We start from the raw sequence: 22,024 nt of genomic DNA on the forward strand, positions 1-22,024 counted from the left end.
ACTGGCTGGAGGGCCCGGGAAACGTATCCGTCCACGGATCCAGCTCGGCCACGGCGTTCTTCTCGTCCGGTTGCGGTCCGTGACGCGGGCACGGCACCCGCTGAAGACTACCCGCGGTCGTCCTCGTCCAGCGCGGCGAGCCGGGCGGCCTTGCGCTTCGCGGACTTCTTCGCGGCCCTGCGCTGCCTGGCCTCTGCCCGCCGAGCCACCCGGTCCGACGTCTCCTCCGCGGGGGTCTCTCGGGTGCCGGCGCCGTTGTCCGCGCGCGTGCGCGGACGGGTACCGGAATGGACAGGGAAAGCCGCGGCGGGCCGCTCGGCCGGCCGGGTGGCGCCCACGGCGGAGGACCCACCAGCGTGTGGCGCACTATCCGTGACGGATGCGGACGGCGCGGGGGTCCGGGGAACACCTGCCCCGGGAGCCACGGACTGGGGGGAGACCCCACGGGCCGCGGTGCGTCCGCGCCGCGCTCCGGCCGCCGCATCGACGTCGTCGACGGGATCGGGATCCGCCGCGTCGTCGTCCGCCTGCCACGCGCGCGAGCGGTAGCCCTCCCGCTCGAGCCAGGGCCCCAGGACGTAGCCGAGCGCGGCGCCAACCGCGAACTCCGCGCCGAGCCACAGGAAGACCTGCCACGTCTGGGGACCCACGGTGGTCAAGCGCCCGATGCCCAGCGACCCGTTGGACAGCCACGTCAGCAGCGAGACGAGGCCAGCGCCCACGGCGGCGATGAACACGACCGTGAGCAGCGTGGAGAGCAGGAACGTGAACCACCGCAGGGGCAGCCGGATGGCCATCCAGTCGTCCAGGTGGTTCTCGCCCTCGCGGCAGAACCACCACCCCGCGAGCAGACCCGCCAGCACCGGCAGCACCAGCACGGCGGGGGCCAGACCCCAGGGGTCACCGGAAGGCAGCGCCGCGAGCGCGGGCACCTGCGGAAGCGGTCCCAGGACGCTCTCGAACGGAGAGGTGATGGTGCCGGTGCCGAGCGAGAACCCCGCGCCGGTGGCCCATGCGAGCGCCCAGAGCACCAGGTTGGGCAGGTAGCCGAACTGCAGCGCCGTGAGCGCGGTGTCCCCGGCCGCGTCCGCGCCGAGGTCCTGGTAGACGGTGACCACGCGGTCCCAGTGCCACAGCAGCGTCACGGCGAACAGCAGGGCCCCGGCGCCCACCGCGGCCACGGCGGCCAGGAAGCCCGCCCGGATCACGGCCCACACGTAGGAGCCCGCCCAGCGGGAGTACTGGCTCGTGCGCTCCAACCAGGAGGCGGCGTCGGCCCCGAGGACCGCGGCGAGCGAGCGCGAGACGCTCCAGCCGCCCACGAGCGTCCCCAGCCCCGCGGGAATGAGGGGCAGCAGCGTGGCGGGCAGCAGCTCCACCCGGACCTGGTCCGTGCGGCTGAGCAGCCCCACGAGACCGGCGAACAGTCCGTAGCCGATCATGCCCGCGACGAACGGCACCAGGAACTGGCCGCGCCAGCACGCCCGCGCGATCCGGCGGCCGGCCACCACGGCCAGACCGAACGGGATGAGCGTGAGCCCCAGGGGCACGAGCGTGAGCGTGCCGCCGCCGTCCAGGGAGAGGCCCTGCACGGACTCGATGGTGAGGGGCGTGCAGTGCGCGAGCAGCCAGACCTGGCCGGCCAGGCGGAAGCTGCCCGCGGCCCCGAGGGTCGCGAAGCCGCCGGCCACCCACACGGCGCCGAGCAGCACTGCGCTGAGCAGCAACCCCACCACGGCCACCACGAGCAGCTCGATCACGCCCTGCAGTGCCAGGGGCATGGGCATGCCCGGGTTCTCGCCACGCGGAGGTCGGGTGCGCCCGGTGGCACCCGCGGCAGTGGAGCCACTGGTGCCCGAGCCCGGGTTGCTGGAGTCCCGGTTGCTGGAGCCGCGGGTGGTGAATCGGTCGCGTACGCCCGAGATCGCGCCGGGCACAGAGGGAAGTTTCATCGGCTTCATCTTTCCACGTCCGCGGGGGCGGGGCCCGCAGCCGTGTTCGCCCGTTCTTCACCGGCGCGTCACTGCCGCGTGACCCGCCCGTGGACCGGACCCGCCACGGTGGGGGCATGAGAATCGCAGTGGTCGCCGAACAGTTCCTCCCCCACATGAACGGTGTGACCCACTCGGTGCTGCGAGTGGTGGAGCACCTGCGGGCGCACGGGCACCGCGTGATGGTCGTTGCCCCGTCCTACGAGAAGGGTCTCTTTCCCGGTGCGGAGCCCGGGCTGCCCGGGGTGCACGTGGAGCGCATACCGTCCCTGCCCCTCGCCGGCTACCCGGAGGTGCGTGTGGCCGGCTGCACGGTGCACCGGATGCAGCGGGTGCTCAGCCGCTTCGCTCCGGACGTGGTGCACGTTGCCTCCCCGTTCGTCCTGGGGTGGCGCGCCATCCAGGCTGCTGCCGCCCTCGGCCTGCCGAGCGTCGCGGTCTACCAGACAGACGTGCCCGGCTACGCGGCGCGCTACGGCGCGGGAGTGCTCGAGACCGCGCTGTGGGCACACATGCGCACGATGCACAACGCCGCCACCCTCACGCTCGCGCCGTCCACGGCGTCCCTGCGGCAGCTGCGGGGCCACGACGTGCAGCGCGTGCACCTGTGGCGCCGGGGCGTGGACACCGTGCGCTTTCGCCCCGAGCTGCGGGACCACGCGTGGCGCGAACGCGTGGGTCAGGGACGCAGGCTCGTGGGCTACGTGGGCCGGCTCGCACCGGAGAAGCAGGTGGCGGACCTGGCGGTGCTGGACTCCCTGCCGGGCACGCGGCTCGTGGTGGTGGGCTCCGGGCCTGAGAAGGACGCGCTGCGCACCGCGCTGCCCCGCGCACACTTCGAGGGCTTCCGCACCGGTGACGAGCTGGCCGCGGTGATGGCCTCCCTGGACGTGTTCGTGCACCCCGGCGAGCACGAGACGTTCTGTCAGACCATCCAGGAGGCCATGGCATCGGGCGTCCCCGTGGTGGCGGTGGGGCGCGGCGGGCCGCTGGACCTCGTGGACTCCTCACGCAACGGGTGGCTCTACCCGCCCGGGAACACGGCACGGCTGCGGGAGCTCGTGCAGGACCTGGTGGGCGACGAGGCCAAGCGCCGCGCCTTCGCCGCCACCGCGCGGGGCACGGTCCGGGACCGCACCTGGCAGGCCGTGTGCGACGAGCTGCTCGGCCACTACGAACGTGCCATGGCGACGTCGCCGCGCCCCACGACGCTGCGCACCCGACGCACCCGAACTGCACACCTGGCACGCAACGGCACCTTGGTTAAATTTTGGTGACATTCTCGGCCCGGACCTGGTTGCGGCGCAGCTCACGCGGATAGGCTCGACAACGACTTCATGAGATGTGCCTGCGCACGGGCACCACGCCCGCGCGCAACCGGAGCTCCAACTCGGCACACGCCAACCCTCGGTTCAGGGGTGGATTGGATGACGAAGCGGCCGTGTCCACACCTGTGGCCCCGGCAAGCAACCAGGAAAAACTCAGAGGCACAGAACATGAACACCGCAGCACAGACACCCCCGCAAGCTCCCGAAGCGAGCAACGAGTCCCGCGAGCAGTGGGTGGACGTCACCGTCAACGCGGACCCCGTCCGCCACGTCGTCGCCCTCACTGGATCGGACGGCACCCCCCACGAGTACTTCGCGGACGACGTCCGCGAGCTCGCCCTGGCCACCCAGCACACCAAGGGCCGCGGCCAGTGGTGCGCCAAGTACCGCAGGCTCCTGGTCCCGGGTGCGTCCCGCGTGACCGGTGGCGCCTCCTTCTACAAGCTGGAGCCCATGCCGGCCTGAGCCGCGGCTGCGCACCCAGCACAGAGGGCGGGCCCGGCGCGTGAACCACGTGCGGGGCCCGCCCCTTCTCATGTACCTGTGCTCATCAGAGTCGGTGCCGCGAAGATCTGGTGCCCCATGGAGCCGGCACTCCCCGGGCCCCCCTCCCACAAGGAGAGGCGCACCCGTGCCGGAAGCCGGCAGAGACGCCCGCAGCGGGTCGCGTCGGGCCCTGGCCCCGACTACTCGCCGGCGCGCTCCTCGCGGATCAGCTCCGCGGCGCGCTCGCCGATCATGTAGACGGTGATGTTCGGGTTCACCGTGACGAGCTCCGGCATCACCGAGGCGTCCGCGACCCGCAACCCGCTGACGCCCTTGACCCGCAGCTGCGGATCCAGGGGCGAGTCCGCGTCCGTGGCCGGGCCCATGCGGCACGAGCCCGCCGGGTGGTACACGGTGTTGTGGGTGCGGCGGATGTAGTCCGCGATCTCCTCGTCGCTCTGGACATCCTCTCCGGGGAACAGCTCCCGGCCGGCCCACTGCGAGAGCCCGCTCTGGGAGACGATCTCGCGGGCCCGGCGGATGCCCGCCGTCATGATCCGCATGTCGTAGCCCTCGGGGTCCGTGAAGTAGCGCGGGTCCACGCGGGGCTTGTCCCGGAAGTCACGCGTGCGCAGCCGCACGGTGCCGCGGGAGCGGGCGTGCGTGACGTTCGGGGTGAGGCAGAACGCGTTGTCCGCCGTGGGGTAGCCCTGCCGGTAGGTGTGCATGTCGAAGTTCACGCTGCCGTAGTGCATCATCAGGTCCGGGCGGTCCAGGCCCCCGTCCACCTGGTCGAAGATCCCGATCTCCCACCACTGGGTGGAGTCTTCCACCATGGGCTTCTTCGCCTCCCACTGGATGACCGCCTCCGGGTGGTCCTGCAGGTGCGAGCCCACGCCCGGAGAGTCCACGAGCACGTCCACGCCCACCTCGGACAGGTGCTCGGCGGGGCCGATGCCCGAGAGCATCAGCAGCTTGGGGGTGTCGATCGCACCCGCCGAGACGACCACCTCGCGCCGGGCGGAGATCCTGTGAGCCTTGCCGAACGCGTTGTCCGTGACCTCCACACCGGTGGCGCGGCGGTTCTCGTCGAAGAGCACGCGCTTGACCTGCGTGCCGGTGAGGATCGTGAGATTCTCCCGGTCCTGCGCGGGGTGCAGGTAGCTGACGGAGGAGGACGAGCGGGTGCCGTCCTCCCGCGCGCTGATCTGGAAGAAGCTCGCACCCTGCGTCACGGTCTTGCCGGTGTTGAAGTCCGCGCGCGGGATCCCGGCCTGCTCGGCCGCGTCCAGTAGAGCGACGCCGCACGGGTCCACCGCGGGCACGTTGCGCAGCCGCACGGGCCCGTCGTGGCCGTGGTGAGCGCCCGGGTCCTCGTTGTTCTCAAGCTTCTGGTAGAGCCGGAACGCCGTCTCCGAGTTCCAGTCCTCCAGCCCGTAGACGGACTCCCACTCGTCCAGGTCCTCCGACGGCGCCCAGAAGGCGATGCACGAGTTGTGGGACGAGCAACCGCCCAGCACCTTCGCGCGGGCCATGCGCATGAAGGAGTTGCCGTTCTCCTGTTCCTCGAGCGGGTAGTCCCAGTCGTGGCCGGACTCCAGCAGCTCCATCCAGCGGTTGAGCTGCAGGATCTCCGGGTAGCCGGAGTCGTGGTCCCCGGCCTCGAGCAGTGCCACGGTGACGTCCGGGTCCTCGCTCAGCCGAGCGGCGACCACCGCTCCCGCGGATCCTGCGCCCACGACCACGTAGTCGTACTCGGCGATGGGGTTCTTCTCACTCATGTGTTCTCCGTTCGGTGGGTGCCCGACGCCGTGGGCGCTCCCGCGCGGCGGCGGTGCGCACGCGGCGTCGTCGGCGGTGACTCGTGTCCCCGCCGCGCCGGGCCGGAACCCGGCGCGGCGGGGAGGAGCTCAATGGTGCTGAGCTCCGTGTGACGAACCTCGGGGGAGCGCGGCGCTCAGTGCTGTGGGAACCACCCGGTCACCGCGGGGCGGATGTTCTGGTAGACGTGCTTGGTCTCCTGGTACTCTCCCAGCCCGTCGTGGCCGAGCTCGCGGCCCACGCCGGACTGCTTCATGCCGCCCCACTCCGCCTGCGGCAGGTAGGGGTGGAAGTCGTTGATCCACACGGTGCCGTGGCGCAGCCTCCCGGCCACACGCTGGGACTTGCCCGCGTCCTGGGTCCACACTGCACCGGCGAGGCCGTAGTGGGTGTCGTTGGCGATCGCCACGGCCTCCTCCTCGGTGCGGAAGGTCTCCACGGTCACGGTGGGGCCAAAGGCCTCATCGTGCACGCAGTCCATGTCCGGGGTGCAGTTGTCGATCACCGTGGGCAGGTAGAAGAAGCCGTCTTCCAGCTGCAGGGAGCCGTCCGCGGAGGGGCCCTCCGCGAACCGGCCACCGCAGCGGATCCGGGCGCCCTGCTCACGAGCGTGCTCCACGTAGGCGTGCACCTTCTCGCGGTGGGCCTCGGAGATCAGGGCACCGGTCTCGGCCTTCTCATCGAACGGCCCGCCCAGCAGGATGGCCTCCGCGCGCGCAGCGAGGTCGCCCACGAACTGTTCGGCGATGGACTCCTCGACCACCAGGCGTGCGCCGGCGGAGCAGACCTGCCCGGAGTGCACGAAGGCGGCGTTGAGAGCGTTGTCAAGCGCAGCGTCGTAGTCGGCGTCCGCGAAGACCACGTTCGGGTTCTTCCCGCCCAGCTCCAGCGCCACCTTCTTCACGGTCGCGGCGGCCTCTCGGGCGATCACCCTGCCCGTGACGAGTCCGCCCGTGAAGGAGACGAGGTCCACGCGCGAGTCCGAGGACAGCGGCGCCCCGGCCTGGGCGCCCGCGCCGAGCACCAGGTTGGCCACGCCCGCGGGCAGCTCGAGCTCCTCGAGCACCTGCATCATGAGGATGGCCGTGTGCGGGGTGAGCTCGGCGGGCTTGAGGACGAACGTGTTGCCTGCGGCCAGAGCCGGGGCGATCTTCCACGCGGCCTGCAGCAGCGGGTAGTTCCAGGGGGTGATCAGCCCGCACACGCCCACAGGCTCGTGCACCACGCGGCTGACGACGTCCGGGTTCCCGGCGTCGACGACGCGCCCGGCGTCGTCGGCCGCGATCTTGCCGAAGTACTCGAAGCAGTCCGCAATGTCGGACATGTCCTGGCGGGACTCCTCGATGCGCTTGCCGGTGTCGAGGGACTCCGCGCGGGCGAACTCCTCGGCGCGCTCGCGCAGCCGGGCGGCCACGCGCAGCACAAAGCTGCCGCGCTCCCCCGCAGGCACGTCCGACCAGCGGCCGTCGTCGAACGCCCCACGGGCGGCGGCAATCGCGCGCTCGGTGTCCTCGGCAGTGGCCTCGGCGACGACGGCCACCTCAGTGCCGTCCGCCGGGCAGTGGATGGTGCGGGTGCCGCCCTGCAGGGCGGGGACCCACTGGCCGTCGATGTACAGGGTGCTGCTCATGCGTCGTCCTCCTTGGTCGGTGTGACCTCCAGCTCGGACGTCGGGAGTCCGATCTGGGTGCTTCCGGGGTGGTCGTGGTTGAGTCGGATGAATTCGAGATGGCGCTCGTAGCAGTCCAGGGCGTCGTTGATGAGCTGCTCGGACGTGTACCCCAGGACGTCGTAGCCCAGGGAACCCGTGGCCGTGAAGACCTCCAGGCGGTAGTACTGGTCAGAGTCCGGGTTGGTGCGGAAGCCACCGAAACCCGGGGTGGGGAAGGCCACTGGATGCACCCGGTAGACGAAGTCCCGTTCCGGTGCCAGGTCCACGTGCAGGCACACCTGCTCCACGGCCGGGTGGCCCTCGGCGGGCTTCGCCTGCACCGTGACGCCCACTCCGGTCTCGCGGATCTCGTCCGCAAACGTGGTCAGTGCGGGTACGACAACGTCGCGCGCGTAGCGCTGGGCTGCGCGGGCACCCGGGTAGCTGCCCAGCCGGGAGAGCCGGGAGCGCCAGTGGGTGTCCCGCCCGGTGCGACCCGCCACGGCAGAACGGCTGGCCACCGCGCCCGAGGCCGCGGAGCTGACCTCCACGCGCAGCGAACGCCACAGCCCCACCATGATGAGGTACATGACCACCGAGAACGGCAGGCCCATGATGAGGGTTGCGTTCTGCAGGGTGCTCACGCCGCCCACCAGCAGCATGGCCAGTGTCAGCACGCCGGTGCTCACGGCCCAGAACACGCGCAGCCACTTGGGACCGTCCTGGTTGGGGTCCTCGATCCGGGACGTGAAGTTGCTCATGACCAGGGCCCCGGAGTCCGCGGACGTCACGTAGAACAGCAGACCGGTGAATGTGGCGATCGAGGCCGCCACGGTGGCGCCGGGGTACTGCTCGAGCAGCGAGTAGAAGGCCCGCTCGGGGGTGTTCATGGCCACCTCACCGAAGGCCCTGTTGCCGCCCACCACGAGGTCCAGGGCGGAGTTCCCGAAGATCGAGATCCACAGCAGGATGAACGCGAACGGAACTGTCATGGTGCCCAGCACGAACTGGCGCAGGGTGCGCCCGCGGGAGATCCGGGCAAGGAAGAGCCCCACGAACGGCGCCCAGGCGATCCACCAGGCCCAGAAGAACAGCGTCCAGGCGCTCATCCACTCCTGCGGCGCCTCGAATGCAAACGTGTTCAGCGTCATCCCGGGGAACTGGGAGATGAAGTCCCCGATGTTCATCACGATCGAGTCCAGCAGGAACGCGGTGCGCCCGGTGACCAGGACGTAGAGCATGAGCCCAATGGCCAGCACAATGTTCAGCTCGGAGAGCCGTCTGATGCCCTTGTCCACGCCGGAGACGCACGAGACCACGGCCATGCCCACGCCCAGCGCGATCAGCGCGGACTGCACGGCGAGGTTCTCGGGCACGCCGAACAGGGACTTGAGCCCGTAGTTGAGCTGCACCACGCCGATGCCCAGGGACGTGGCCACACCGAAGACCGTGCCCAGCAGGGCGGCGGTGTCCACCGCGTCCCCCGCGACCCCGTGGATCCGCTTGCCCAGCAGGGGGTAGAGCGCAGAGCGGATGCTCAGGGGCATCCCGAAGCGGTAGGCGAAGTAGCCGAAGGCCATCCCCATGAGCGCATACATGGCCCACCCGGTGATCCCGTAGTGGAACAGCGTCCACACGACCGCCTGGCGCGCGGCCTCGAGGCTCTCCCCCTCGCCCGTGGGCGGCGCCAGGTACTGGCTGACCGGTTCGGAGACGGAGAAGAACATCAGGTCCACGCCGATGCCCGCGGCGAAGAGCATCGCCGTCCAGGTGAACATGTTGAACTCGGGCCGCGCGTGGTCCGGCCCCATGCGCACGGTGCCCCCGCGGCTTGCGGCCACCATGATCACGAAGACAATCACGAGGGTGGCGGTGAGGATGTAGAACCAGCCGAGGCGCGAACCCACCCACGCGACCACCCCGCCGATCACGGTCTCCGCGTGCTCCGGAGCCATGATGGCCCACACGGACAGCGCCACGATGGCTGTTCCAGCCGCGATCAGCACCCGCCAGTTGATCGGAAGCCGCGGCTCGGCATCGGCCGATGCGGACTGCCCCGGTTGCGCGGGTCGATCTGGCTGCGGGGGCCGATCTGGCCGCGCTCGTCGATCCGGCTTCACCGTGGTGTGGGCGCGGCTCACGGAGGATCCGGCAGGCTGCGGAGGTGTGGTCGAGGATTCACTCATGGAAGGGTCCACATGTCTGGGCCGGACGCGGGCGACCCGGGGTCGAGACGTCGTGTTACCGCACGGTAGTCCGCTGCGGCCCTCCCACTGTAGGGCAGTCGCACGCGAACGGCACATCGCGCGCTGGAGCTCCGGACCCGCCGAGCGGGCGGCACGCGGAGGCTGCACGGTGCCGCTCGGGGGACGGCACAGGAGCCACCCGGTGCCGTTCGGGGCCGCTGCGGGTCCCCGAACGGCACGGACGAGACGGCACCGGACGGTTCACCCCAGCAGCTTGGCCACCAGCGTGTGGGCGAACTCCGGGGAGATGTCCCCGTAGTTCAGGGAGAAGTCCTCGTCCACGAGCGTGGGCAGCAGCCCCGAGCACAGCACCGCGGCCCGCCCGTAGAGCCCCGGCAGCGCGGCTCCGATGGGCACTGAGAGCAGCCGCAGCTCGGGGTCGTAGCTCACGAGCGCCACTCCGGTCTCGCGTGCCACCACGTGCTTGCCGAGGTTCGAGGACACGGACCGGGCGTGGCCGGAAGCGACATCCTCGGCGGTGCGGTACGCGTAGCGCGTCTTGTGGTGGTGGTTGATCCGGTACAGCCCCGGCTGGTTGCGGTCCTCGGTGTGCTCCCATGTGGCGTCCTGCGGCACGAACCTCTCCGCCACGCCGTTGTACTGCATCTCCCGCAACGGCAGCTGCGCGATCACGGAGGAGAGCGGGGGCAGGGTCTCGAGCATCACGGGCCCGGCATCGAAGACCACGTCGCACATGCCGCTGGGCAGTGCCCGGCTCAGGACATCGAGGTCCACGTCCTGGAGCATCGTGGTGGCGTGATCCTCCGGGGAGAGCACGACGACGTCCCCGCCCTGTGCCGCCACAGCCGCGGTGACGGCGTCCTCCTGCTCCGTCTTCCACCCGCCCGTGAGCAGCACGGAGCCGTCCACGAGCTGAGTGAGCGCGGGCGAGCACACCTGCCAGCGGCGGGCCGTCCAGTTCTCGTCCCGGATCACCTCCAGGAACCCGAGGGCCTGCAGATGGCCCACGAACCACTCTTCGAAGCGCTCGGAGTCCTCCAGCTGGCGCGCCACGATGGACAGGCTCGAGCGCTTGCCGCCGCCCAGGAACGTGAGGGCGTCCTTCAGCGGCGCCCACGAGCCGGGGTACTCACCCTCGTCCGGGCCGATGAACTGCAGCGCCTCCACGGAACCGGTCTGGCCCACCGCGGAGAGCTTCGTCAGCCGCCCGGGGTAGCGCTTGGTCAGACCGCAGAACTTGCAGCGCCCGAAGACCCACGCGGCCTTCGCCTTCGGATCCATCGGGGGAAGGATCACCTTGTGCTTGCCGGTAACCATGCAGGAGACGTCCGGCGCGGCGGGCAGCTCGTTGCTGCGCTCCGGGAACATCTGGCCCTCGGCGGACTCCCAGCCCGGGACCTCGGGCACCTCGGCGGTCGCGGCGTCGTCGTCCTGCTCCCAGGGGTCCATGTTGTCGAAGGAGCCCTGGACGTACTCGTCCGGGAGCTCGTCCCGGGTGACGGCGGTGACGGGCCACAGTGGCTCCTGCGCCACGTGCACCATCTCGCCCTCGTAGCCCAGCGAGCGCTGCGTGATGTAGTACGAGCTGTCCCTCACGCGGAACTCGAGGCGCTGCTTGACGGTGCGCCCGGCACGCAGCACGAGCGTGTAGTCGTTGGGCTTCAGGCGCCCGTCCGGCAGCGCGAGCTCGGTGCGTCCCAGGCTCACCTGGAAGGGGGGCACGCGCGACGGGGTCAGCTTGGTGCTCACGAGCTTGAACGAGTGCGGGTTGCGCCACTCGCACTCGACCGACAGGGGGTCGTCACTGTCGGAGGTCACGGTCAGCTGCGGTGGGCGCAGTGCCGAGAAACGGTCCACGTCACCGGGGATCCTCAGGCCGCCGGAGAGCGTCATGGCAGGCACCAGTCGCGGGACGAGCGCCGAGAAGTTGTCGTTCACTGTCAGGGCGGGGTCCCCGGCACGCAGCACCTGGACGTCGTCGAACAGCACCCAGCCCTCCGCCACGCCATTCTCGCCCGGGCCCACCACGCGGTAGTCCGGCGACGCGGAGTCGTCCAGGATCGCGCGGATCTGCTCCACCCATTCCGGCTCATTGCGCACCATGATCCGGCACGGCCACGCGGCGGGCACGTGGTCCACGGACAGGAAGGTGTCCGAGTAGGCGTCCTTGGCGAAGACGACGACGGGGCGTGGGTTGCGCGTGAGCGTCAGCTCCCCCGCCGTGACGGTGAGCTGCCCGGAGAGCAGCGTGTCGCTGGTCATGCGGGCGCTGTACGCGGAGATGCCGAGGAAGGCGTCTCCGATGTAGGACAGGAACATCGTGCGCGGCCCGGCGGTGGTCGCGAGGTCAACCTCGCGCCCCGGGACGAGCCGCTTGGGCACCACGAAGCCCAGCTCGTACACGGGGTTGCCCACGTAGTCCGTACCGTCCGAGAGGGACAGCTCCGGGCTGCGCGTGCCGAGGTGGCGCGTGCCGCGGGTGGCCGCCGCGGCGTCGTCGTCCGGAGCAGACTCCCACGCGGCCAGCTGGGCCAGCGCCACCTGCAGGGCGGGATCGCGCGTGAGCGGGTTGGACCAGATGCTGCGCATGCTCCTGGACACGTCCGTGTCCGCGATGTCGAGCCAGAAGTCGATGTAGATGCCCAGCTCACCCGCGCTGAGGCCCTGCGCCGTGGTCAGCTCGAGGTCCTCGAAGACCTGGTGCAGCTGGCGCAGCTCCGAGGGCCCGAACAGCGTCTGGGAGAGCGCGAGACCCACCGGGCGGTGGTTGACGGCGTACGCCGAGGGCAGGCCCAGCTGGCCGTCGAAGGCCTCGAGCCAGTAGCGCAGCGCGTCCCAGTAGGTCTCGGAGTCCTTGCGCACGGACGCCTCGAGCGCCTTGACGTTGTCCTGCCCGGCCTGCAGCAGCACCGCGAGCGGGAGGTAGAAGCTGGACACGGACTTCTTGCCCGTGCGGGCCGCGAGCGCGGACATGTGCCGGCCCGCCAGTGAGAGCAGTGCGAGCAGCGCCACGATGGGCGGAGGGCCGATCTTCGTGAGGTCCTCGAGCTGGCGCCGGGACATCCGGTACCAGACCTCGGTGAGCTTGTTGAAGGCGTCGAACACGGAGCGGCGGGAGCCGTCCGTGACGAGCAGGGGCGTCACGGAGTCTGCGAGCGCACGCAGGGTCGAGGGGCCGTCCAGCCCGAACTCCGAGCCGATCTGCTCGAGCATCTTCTCGTCCAGGTCCAGCTGGACGAGGTCCCCCGCGCGCCTGGGGCCGAAGAACGCGCGCGCCACGGCGTCGTTCCAGCGCAGGTACTCGACCTCCTGGGGTCCGGATGCAATTGCGTGGTCCCCAGTGTGGAAACCGGCAGCGTCAGCCACAAATCCTCCGTCTGCGCCGTACGGCGCTCGGTCATCGTCACAGTCGTCCCAATTATAGGTTCCCGGCGGCCACGCGCTCACGGGCCGCCCGCCCGTCCCCGGAAGGGCCGATGCCGCGGGCGCGCGCCGTGCGTGCCCGCCCGGCGTCGGGCCGGACGGTACGGTAGACGCCATGGTTGGTGCTGCGCAGTTCCCGGACGCCCCTCTGCCCGGTGCGGATCCGGACTGGCGCAGCGAGCTGTCCCTCATCGTGCCCCGCTCCGGCGGGGGCAGGGTCGTCGCGGACCCGGACTCCGGTCCCGCCGCGGCGCTCGAGCTCGACCTCGTCCGCGTGCAGAACCGGGCCCCGAAGGCGTGGCAGAAATCACCCGGGGAGATCCCTCTGACTCTCTCCGCGAGGCCCGTGGTGCGGGGACGCCGCGGCTGGGTGCGCTCCGGGATCGACTGGTCGAACCTGGGCTCCAACGCCCGTTCCGGCGTGCTCGACGACGACCAGCTGGACTGGTTCGAGGAGCTGAGGACGCTCGCTGAGTCCCACCGCGGCAGCTACGCCGCGGACCGCTACCAGCTGCGCCTGGAGCGCTACACCTCACCCCTGCTGTGGCCGCTGCTCGCGCGCGCCGAGGCCCTCGGCATCCCGCTGGTCTCCCGGGGCACGGGTGCCCCCGTGGTCCTGGACCCCGCGGGCCGCTTCGAGGTCCGCGTGGACCCGGGCGAGAACGGGGAGCTGCGCCTGCACCCGCAGGTCGTGGTGGGCGAGAAGGAGATCCCCCTGCGCTGGACGCGGATCATCGGCCACCCCGGCCACGGCCTCTTCTACCCGCAGGCGACCCCCGAGGCCCTCGATGCCGCGGAGGACCTCAACCAGTTCCCGTTGCACCTCGTGGCGCTCGGCACGCGCCTGAACCAGCAGCAGCGCTCGTTCCTGGACCGCGCCGAGACGTTGACGGTGCCGCAGGAAGGAGTGGAGGAGTTCTTCGATAGCTACTTCCCGCGCCTGCACCAGAGCATGCACGTGACCGCCGGGGAGGAGTCCCTGGTGCTGCCGCAGGTCGCGGATCCCGAGTTCGTACTCACCCTCCACCACGACGACCTCACCGAGCGTGTCGAGTGGGAGTGGGAGTACCAGAAGGGCCGCGAACGGGTGCGGCTGCCGTTCAGGCCCCTGGACCCGCTGGGGGACGAGGCCGTGGCGCGGGAGTCCGGCTGGGAGTCCTCCATGGTCCAGGCGGTGCACCGCAGGATCCCGGACCTCGACTTCCGGCGTGGCTCCTACGCCGCCGAGGACGCACTCACGCTGCTGCGCACCTGGCTCCCCCAGTTGCGCAGGATCCCGGACCTGCGCATCGAAGAGACCGGCGGGCGCCCCGCCTACGAGGAGGTCAACGAGCCCACGCAGATCACGGTCTCCACGGCGCCCACCGAGCACCACGACTGGTTCGGGCTGGGAGTGACCGTCCGCGTGGGCGAGCATTACCTGCCGTTCTCCGAGATCTTCCAGGCCCTGGACCGCGGCCAGGACGTCATGCTGCTGCCGGACGGCTCCTACTTCTCCCTGGACCGTCCTGAGTTCATCCGATTGCGGGAGCTGATCGCCGAGGCCCGGACCCTGCAGGAGGACAAGGGTGGACCCCTGAGCCTTAACCGGTACCAGAGCAGCCTGTGGGAGCAGTTCGAGGAGCTGGCCACGGACACCGAGCAGGCCGAGCAGTGGCGCACCGGCGTGCGCGCCCTCGCGCACCTTGACGAGATCCCCTCTCCGCCGGTGCCCCCGCAGCTGCAGGCCACGCTGCGCCCGTACCAGTACGAGGGGTTCCGCTGGCTGAGCTTCCTGTGGGACCACGACCTCGGCGGGATCCTCGCGGACGACATGGGCCTCGGGAAGACCGTGCAGACCATCGCGGCCGTCCTGCGCGCCGTGGAGCGGGACCCGGACCTCCCGCCGTACCTGGTGGTCGCCCCCACCTCCGTGGTGGCCAACTGGTCCGCAGAGCTGCGCCGCTTCGCCCCCTCCCTGAGCACCACGGTGCTCACGAGCACCAAGGACTCGGTGACCGACGCCGCGGCGCACTCCCACGTGGTGCTCACCTCCTACGCGCTGCTGCGCCTGGACGCCGAGGCCTACCAGGACGTGGACTGGGCCGGAGTGGTCATGGACGAGGCCCAGTTCGTGAAAAATCCGCGGACCAAGGCCTACCGCGCGGTCAAGAACCTGCGAGCCCGCACCCGCCTCGCCATCACGGGCACCCCCATGGAGAACAGCCTGTCCGAGCTGTGGTCCCTCCTCTCCCTCACCGCTGCGGGCCTGTTCCCCTCGCGCAAGCAGTTCACGGAGCACTACCAGCGGCCCATCGAGCGCGCCATGGACTCAGACGCCCTGGCCAGGCTGCGGGCCCGGCTGCGCCCGTTCATGCTGCGGCGCACCAAGGCGGACGTGGACCTGCAGCTGCCCCCCAAGCTCGAGCACGTGCTGCCGGTGGGTCTGAACCCGGAGCACCGTGCCGCCTACGACCGCAGGCTGCAGCGCGAGCGCGCCAAGATCCTGGGGCTGCTGCGGGACTTCGACCGCAACAGGTTCACCATCTTCCAGTCGCTCACCACGCTGCGGATGCTCGCGCTGGACCCAGCGCTCGTGGACCCCGAGTCCACCGCGGCGTCCTCCAAGCTGGACGTGCTCTTCGAGCAGCTTCCGCAGCTCGTCCAGGAAGGCCACCGGCCACTCGTGTTCAGCCAGTTCACCAGCTTCCTGAAGATCGTCGCGGACCGTCTGGACGAGGCCGGGATCGCATACGCCTACCTGGACGGCAGCACCCGGGACCGTGCGGGCGCCCTCGAGACGTTCCGCAGCGGCCGCGCCCCCGTGTTCCTCGTGAGCCTCAAGGCCGGCGGCTTCGGCATCAACCTCACCGAGGCGGACTACTGCTACCTCCTGGACCCGTGGTGGAACCCCGCCGCGGAGAACCAGGCGGTGGACCGCACCCACCGGATCGGGCAGACCAAGAAGGTCATGGTCTACCGGATGGTCGCGGAGAACACGATCGAGGAGAAGGTCATGGAGCTGAAGACCCGCAAGGCAGACCTCTTCAGCGCCGTGCTCGACGACGAGCGCGTGTTCTCCGCAACCCTGAACGCGGACGACATCCGCTCGCTCGTCGGAGTCTGAGCCGGCAAGTTCGGGCTCCCGAAAGCACCTCCCGCGGCCCCGCGCGTAGGATCCCCAGTCATGCCACGAACCACCACGCCGTCGTCCACGCCGCCCGAGACCCACGAGCCGACTCCCACCCAGATCCGCCGCTGGCGCCACTACCTCGCGGACGAGCTCGCGGAGGCCGCCACCTACGAGCACCTGGCCCGCCACAGCTCCGGGCGCCACGCTGAGATCCTGCACAGCGTGGCGGAGGGCGAGGGCCGCCACGCGGAGCACTGGCGCCGACTGCTCGGACCCCACGCGGAGAAGACCGTGCGCCCGGCACTGCAGGCGCAGCTGCTGATGTTCCTGGCCAAGCACGTGGGCTCCGTCTTCGTGCTCGCCCTGCTGCAGCGCGCCGAGTCCCGTTCCCCGTACCGGGAGGACCCGGACGCCACCGATGCCATGGCGGCGGACGAGGCCGTGCACGAGGAGATCATCCGGGCACTCGCCACGGACGGCCGCACCCGGCTGTCCGGGAACTTCCGCGCGGCGGTGTTCGGCGCGAACGACGGCCTGGTCTCGAACCTCGCGCTCGTGATGGGCGTGGGCGCCACGGGCACGTCGAGCTCCATGGTGCTCTTCTCCGGGGTGGCCGGCCTGCTCGCCGGCGCGCTGTCCATGGGCGCGGGCGAGTTCGTGTCCGTGCGCTCCCAGCGCGAGCTCCTGGACGCCTCGCAGCCCACGCAGGTCACGCTGGAGGTGGCACCCTCCCTGGACCTCGATGCGAACGAGCTCACCCTGATCTACCGGGCCCGTGGCATGAGCGAGGAGGCCGCCGAGCACCGCGCGGCAGAGCGTCTCGGCTACCACGACTGCGACTGCGACCCCTCGCTGTCCTTCCAGGACGAGCGGGCGCGGCTCGCGCTGGCCACGGACGAGGACGCCCCGGCCGCGGGGGAGAACCAGGCCCTCGGCACGGACCTGGGTGCGGCGGCCTCCAGCTTCTGCTTCTTCGCCTCCGGCGCCATCATCCCGATCCTCCCGTACCTGTTCGGCCTGGGCGGCTGGGTGGCGATGGCCGTGGGCATGGCACTCGTGGGCCTGGCGCTGCTGGTGACCGGCGGATTCGTGGGCCTGCTCTCCGGCGCCTCTCCGCTTAAGCGGGGACTGCGGCAACTCGGGATCGGCTACGGCGCGGCAGTGGCCACCTACCTGCTGGGGCTGGCGTTCAACACGGGGACCGCCTGAGACAGTCTCGCCGCTTCGCGCGGGCCACCACCTCCCGCTTGTCCCCTCTAGTGGCCACATTTTTATCAGTTATCCAGGACATAGGCCAGTCTTCGCCTTCGCTAATCATATCCGGCCGAAAAGATCTGATCGTTTGCCCTAGTCAGAGGCCTATTGAGTCGGAAAATGGTCGCCGCGAGCCCCCTCCGCAATATCACACTGCGAGTCGGCAGAAAGTGTATGCAAAATCACAAGCTCCGAGTAATCTGAGAAATTCGGATATTCTGAGGGCGTGGTTCTACGAACCACCGCAACGGGAGACTTCGCACAGGGAAATCGCCACACCTGCACTGGGGGGTGCACTGTGGCAGATGCTGTGCGTCGGTAGCCGCTCAGCCCACGGCTTGATCCCGTTGAGGCGTTATCGCCTGCCGGTGGCCGCTGGTTCTCTGACAGAGGCGCACCTCTCCCCGCGCCGGACGGGCTCCTACCGTCCGCTCTCGCGGCCACCGGTCGACAACGCCCCCGCGGCTCCCCGAAGGGCCGGTGTCTTGGGGCCCACAAGCATCCCGAGACACGTCATCATCCCACCGACGGGCAGAGCACCGAATCGGGCAGGTCCCGGAATGGGCAGCCGCCCGGGACGCGCGAGGCCCGGGGGACGATAGGATCAGCTGCGGCCGCGCCACCGGACGAGTGGTCTGACGAGCCGCACCGTGACCCACCCTGACCCAGGAGCATCCCCTCATGTCTGCCCAGACGGCCGCGCCCGACGAGCACATCCTGACCGCCCACTGCCCCGAGGCGTACGGCCTTGTCAGCGCCGTGGCCTCCAACCTCACCGGCCAGGGATGCGACATCTTCGACGTCAAGCACTTCTCCGACCGCCACAACAACGAGTTCTTCATCCGCTGCCACACGATCAGCGAGCCCGGGACAGTGACCACGGAGTCGCTCATCGAGGGCTTCCGCCCCGTAGCGGAGAAGCACCGGATGGACTTCCGATTGGTGGATGCGCGCAAGAAGACCAGGGTCCTCGTGATGGTCTCCAAGATCTCGCACTGCCTCGTGGACCTGCTGCACCGCGCCCACGTGGGCTCCCTGCCCGTGGAGATCGTAGCGGTGGTGTCCAACCACACGGACCTGCGCCCGCTCGTGGACCTCTACGAGGTGCCGTTCCACCACGTTCCCGTCACCCGGGACACCAAGCCCCGGGCGGAGACCCAGCTGCTCGAGTTCGTGGACGCCTACGACGCCGAGCTGGTGGTCCTCGCCCGCTACATGCAGATCCTCTCGGACGAGCTCACCCAGCAGCTCACCGGGCGTTGCATCAACATCCACCACTCGTTCCTGCCCTCGTTCAAGGGTGCCAAGCCCTATCACCAGGCGTACGAGCGCGGCGTGAAGATGGTGGGGGCCACCGCCCACTACGTCACCCCGGACCTCGACGAGGGCCCCATCATCGCCCAGCGTGTGATCCCCGTGGACCACGCCCACGCCCCGGAAGACCTTGTGGCGGTGGGCTCCGAGGCGGAGACCCAGGCCCTGTCCCGCGCAGTGAAGTGGCACACCGAAGGCCGCGTGGTGGTCTCCGGCAACCGCACCATCGTGCTCGCCTGAGCCGTTCCACAGACGACCGACGCCGCTCCCCACCGAGGTGGGCGAGCGGCGTCGTCGTGTGAGGCGTCCCGGAGAACCGGGAACCGGTCACTTGCCGTCGAAGATGTCCCGCATGAGCTGCGCGGTCTCCGAGGGGGTCTTGCCGACCTTCACCCCGGCGGCCTCGAGAGCCTCCTTCTTGGCCTGGGCCGTTCCGGAGGAGCCGGAGACGATGGCTCCGGCGTGACCCATGGTCTTGCCCTCGGGAGCGGTGAAGCCGGCCACGTAGCCCACGACGGGCTTGGAGACGTTGGCCTTGATGAAGTCCGCGGCGCGCTCCTCGGCGTCGCCGCCGATCTCGCCGATCATCACGATGGCCTCGGTCTCCGGGTCCGCCTCGAACGCCTCGAGGGCATCGATGTGGGTGGTGCCAATGACCGGGTCGCCGCCGATGCCGATGGCGGTGGTGAAGCCGAGGTCACGCAACTCGTACATCATCTGGTAGGTCAGCGTGCCGGACTTGGAGACCAGGCCCAGCTTGCCCTTGCCCGTGATGTTCGCGGGTGTGATGCCCAGCAGCGACTCCTCCGGGGAGATGATGCCGGGGCAGTTCGGGCCGATGATGCGGGTCTTGGGCTTGCCGTCCGCGCCGGTGTTGGCCTGCGAGTGGGCCCAGAACTCCGCGGAGTCCTGCACCGGGATGCCCTCGGTGATCACGACGACGAGCGGGATCTCGGCGTCGATGGCCTCGATCACGGCGTCCTTGCAGAAGGCCGGCGGCACGAAGACGATCGACGCGTTCGCACCGGTCTCCTTTATGGCCTCGCTCACGGTGCCGAAGACCGGCAGCTCGACGGCGGTGCCGTCCTGGTCCTTGTGGCTCACCGTGGTCCCGGCCTTGCGGGCGTTCACGCCACCGAGCACCTGGGTGCCGGCCGCGAGCATGCGGGCGGTGTGCTTGGTGCCCTCGCCGCCCGTGATGCCCTGAACGATGACCTTGGAGTCCTTGTTCAAAAAGATCGACATGTCTTCTTCCTGGTAGCTGTGCGCGTGGGCGATTACTTGGCGGAGTGGGCGAGCTCGGCGGCCTTGTCGGCGCCCTCGTCCATGGTGTCCGCGTTGGTGACCAGCGGGTGGTTGGCTTCGCGCAGGATCGCGCGGCCCTCGACCACGTTGTTGCCGTCCAGTCGCACCACGATGGGCTTGGTGGCGGAGTCCCCGAGGATCTCCAGAGCCTTGACGATGCCACGGGCGACCTCGTCGCACGCGGTGATCCCGCCGAAGACGTTCACGAACACGGACTTGACCTGGGGATCACCGAGGATGACGTCCAGGCCGGCGGACATGACGGCCGCGGAGGCCCCGCCGCCGATGTCCAGGAAGTTGGCGGGCTTCACGTTGCCGTGCTTCTCACCCGCGTACGCCACGACGTCCAGGGTGGACATCACCAGACCGGCGCCGTTGCCGATGATCCCGACCTCACCGTCCAGCTTGACGTAGTTGAGGTCGTTCTCCTTGGCCTTCTCCTCCAGGGGATCGGCCGTGGTCTTGTCCGCGAGCTCGGCGTGCTCGGGGTGGCGGAACTCGGCGTTGTCGTCCAGGGAGACTTTGCCGTCCAGGGCGAGGATCTCGCCATCGCCGGTCTTGACCAGCGGGTTGACCTCCACCAGGGTGGCATCCTCCTTGGTATAGACCTCACCGAGCTTCACGAGCACCGGGATGACCTTCTCGGCGGTCTCGGCGTCGAACTTGGCCTGCTCCACGATCTCGCGCGCCTTGGCCTCGGTGATGCCGTCAGCGGGGCTGACGTCCACGCGGGCCAGGGCGTCCGGGCGCTCCACGGCGAGCTGCTCGATCTCCATGCCGCCCTCGACCGAGCACATGGCCAGGTAGGAGCGGTTGGCGCGGTCCAGCAGGACGGAGAAGTAGTACTCCTCGGCGATGTCCGCGCCCTGCGCGATCATCACGCGGTGGACGGTGTGGCCCTTGATGTCCATGCCCAGGATCTGCTGGGCGTACTCGTAGGCCTCATCCGCGGTCTTCGCGACCTTGACGCCGCCGGCCTTGCCGCGGCCGCCGACCTTGACCTGGGCCTTGACGACGGTCACGCCGCCGATCTTCTCGGCAGCTGCCTTGGCTTCTTCTGGGGTAGTGGCGACGATGCCGGCCAGCACGGGAACGCCGTGCTTCTCGAACAGGTCGCGTGCCTGGTACTCAAACAGGTCCACGGATAAGTGTCCTTCTGCGTCGAGGTGTGTCGTCCCGCGCCGGGAACCCCCGGCTGGAGCGACCTGATGTGGGGGGATGCGGCGCAACGCTGCGCTCACAGGGCCCTCGCAGCGATTTTAGTCCATGGGACCGTCACGGAGCACACAAGTCTCGGCGCCCCGCCCCACCCGAGCAGATTCCCGCGCGCGGGGGCCCGGCTGGTTGACTGGAGCCATGCGACGCATCGGACTGCCGGAGACCTGGGACGCCCGCGAGGCGGACCGCGGATTCATGGCCTCGCTCGGCACACTCGCGTTCGTCTCGCTGGGCCTCGAGCTCGTGGTGGCCGGCACGGTGCTGACGGCCACGGGCTCGCTGCCGGTGGACACCGCACTGGGCTGGCAGTGCCTCGAGTGGTTCGGCATCGGCGTCATCTGGCTGCTCGTGGCGCGGGCCCTGGTGGCGTGGTCACGACGCCGCGGCGTCGATCCCCTGCCCGGCACGGGCCCCGACGGCGGGACGGAGGCAACGCTGGACCACCGGCGGTGGCGCGGCATCCTGGTGTGCTTCGTGGCAGCCGTCGTGCTGGCGCTCGTGCTGCCCGGGATGCTCGACGGCTCCTGGGCCGTGGCGCCCGTGGAGCGCTATAGCGAGCTCTTCGCGGGCTACGGCGGTCTCGCGTGGCTCGCGATGCTCGCGTGGGTGGTCCGACTCGTGGGCCGCTGCGCGGTGGTCGCGAGCCTGCTGGCGTACTCCCACCGGGCCGTGAGCGAGCTCGTGAACCGGCGCCCCGTGGGTTGGGTGCCGTGGGGAGGTCTCGTGACGGGAGTCCTGATGGCCGCGGTGGCGCTGCTGGACCGGGGTCAGGCGGCGGCGCTGACCACGCTGCTCGTGTACCTGCTGCTGGGTGTGGTCCACGTGCGTTCGGGCGAGTCGCTGCGCATCACCGCGCTGTTCGCGGTTCCCGTGCTCGCCCTGCTCTGACGCCCGCGGCACACCACCGTCCCGGC

General features: G+C 70.2%; 13 protein-coding genes. 6 read left to right on the forward strand and 7 right to left on the reverse strand.

The window, feature by feature from the left end; all coding sequences use genetic code 11:
* Nucleotides 1-107: 107 nt before the first annotated feature.
* Entirely contained in the window at nt 108-1,952 is a 1,845-nt protein-coding gene (locus FS770_RS06155) for a cell division protein PerM (protein ID WP_222126493.1), read from the reverse strand.
* Between the two features lie 116 nt (nt 1,953-2,068).
* Between FS770_RS06155 and FS770_RS06160 the strand changes: the two genes are divergently transcribed.
* Nucleotides 2,069-3,268, forward strand: coding sequence for a glycosyltransferase family 4 protein (locus FS770_RS06160; protein WP_144942400.1), 1,200 nt, complete (start codon nt 2,069-2,071; stop codon nt 3,266-3,268).
* Between the two features lie 219 nt (nt 3,269-3,487).
* Nucleotides 3,488-3,784, forward strand: a complete 297-nt coding sequence (locus FS770_RS06165; RefSeq protein WP_126874927.1) for a hypothetical protein — start codon at nt 3,488-3,490, stop codon at nt 3,782-3,784.
* A 221-nt stretch (nt 3,785-4,005) separates the two neighbouring features.
* On the opposite strand, the gene FS770_RS06170 is transcribed toward FS770_RS06165, so the two are convergent.
* From FS770_RS06170 to FS770_RS06185, 4 genes are all read right to left on the reverse strand, one after another.
* Nucleotides 4,006-5,586: a GMC family oxidoreductase gene (locus FS770_RS06170; RefSeq protein ID WP_144942401.1), complete on the reverse strand. Its 1,581-nt coding sequence runs from the start codon at nt 5,584-5,586 to the stop codon at nt 4,006-4,008.
* A 176-nt stretch (nt 5,587-5,762) separates the two neighbouring features.
* The gene (locus FS770_RS06175; RefSeq protein ID WP_144942402.1) at nt 5,763-7,256 is read right to left on the reverse strand and encodes an aldehyde dehydrogenase family protein; all 1,494 of its coding nucleotides are present in this window, start codon (nt 7,254-7,256) and stop codon (nt 5,763-5,765) included.
* Entirely contained in the window at nt 7,253-9,463 is a 2,211-nt protein-coding gene (gene betT, locus FS770_RS06180) for a choline BCCT transporter BetT (RefSeq protein ID WP_144942403.1), read from the reverse strand. The genes FS770_RS06175 and betT overlap by 4 nt, the downstream gene beginning before the upstream one ends.
* A 261-nt stretch (nt 9,464-9,724) precedes the next feature.
* Nucleotides 9,725-12,850, reverse strand: coding sequence for a hypothetical protein (locus FS770_RS06185; protein WP_144942404.1), 3,126 nt, complete (start codon nt 12,848-12,850; stop codon nt 9,725-9,727).
* Nucleotides 12,851-13,022: 172 nt separating this feature from the next.
* Between FS770_RS06185 and FS770_RS06190 the strand changes: the two genes are divergently transcribed.
* The 3 genes from FS770_RS06190 (at nt 13,023) to purU (ending at nt 18,827) form a co-directional block, all read left to right on the forward strand.
* Nucleotides 13,023-16,013: a DEAD/DEAH box helicase gene (locus FS770_RS06190; protein WP_145010629.1), complete on the forward strand. Its 2,991-nt coding sequence runs from the start codon at nt 13,023-13,025 to the stop codon at nt 16,011-16,013.
* 60 nt (nt 16,014-16,073) lie between these two features.
* Nucleotides 16,074-17,228 carry a VIT1/CCC1 transporter family protein gene (locus tag FS770_RS06195; RefSeq protein ID WP_144942406.1) on the forward strand — a complete coding sequence of 385 codons (1,155 nt, stop codon included), beginning with the start codon at nt 16,074-16,076 and terminating at the stop codon, nt 17,226-17,228.
* Nucleotides 17,229-17,954: 726 nt separating this feature from the next.
* Nucleotides 17,955-18,827, forward strand: coding sequence for a formyltetrahydrofolate deformylase (purU, locus tag FS770_RS06200; protein WP_055083448.1), 873 nt, complete (start codon nt 17,955-17,957; stop codon nt 18,825-18,827).
* An 87-nt stretch (nt 18,828-18,914) separates the two neighbouring features.
* On the opposite strand, the gene sucD is transcribed toward purU, so the two are convergent.
* Together sucD and sucC are read right to left on the reverse strand one after the other, a co-directional pair.
* On the reverse strand, nt 18,915-19,832 hold the full coding sequence (gene sucD / locus FS770_RS06205) for a succinate--CoA ligase subunit alpha (protein WP_144942407.1): 918 nt from the start codon (nt 19,830-19,832) through the stop codon (nt 18,915-18,917).
* Between the two features lie 32 nt (nt 19,833-19,864).
* Nucleotides 19,865-21,034 (reverse strand): ADP-forming succinate--CoA ligase subunit beta, encoded by a 1,170-nt coding sequence (gene sucC / locus FS770_RS06210; protein WP_055082218.1) that lies wholly within the window; start codon nt 21,032-21,034, stop codon nt 19,865-19,867.
* A gap of 214 nt (nt 21,035-21,248) precedes the next feature.
* Here sucC and FS770_RS06215 point away from each other — a divergent pair, with 214 nt between their 5' ends.
* Nucleotides 21,249-21,998 (forward strand): hypothetical protein, encoded by a 750-nt coding sequence (locus tag FS770_RS06215; protein ID WP_144942408.1) that lies wholly within the window; start codon nt 21,249-21,251, stop codon nt 21,996-21,998.
* The last annotated feature ends 26 nt before the right edge of the window (nt 21,999-22,024 follow it).

This window comes from Kocuria salsicia, assembly GCF_007681555.1.
GTDB classification, from domain to species: Bacteria; Actinomycetota; Actinomycetes; order Actinomycetales; family Micrococcaceae; genus Kocuria; species Kocuria salsicia.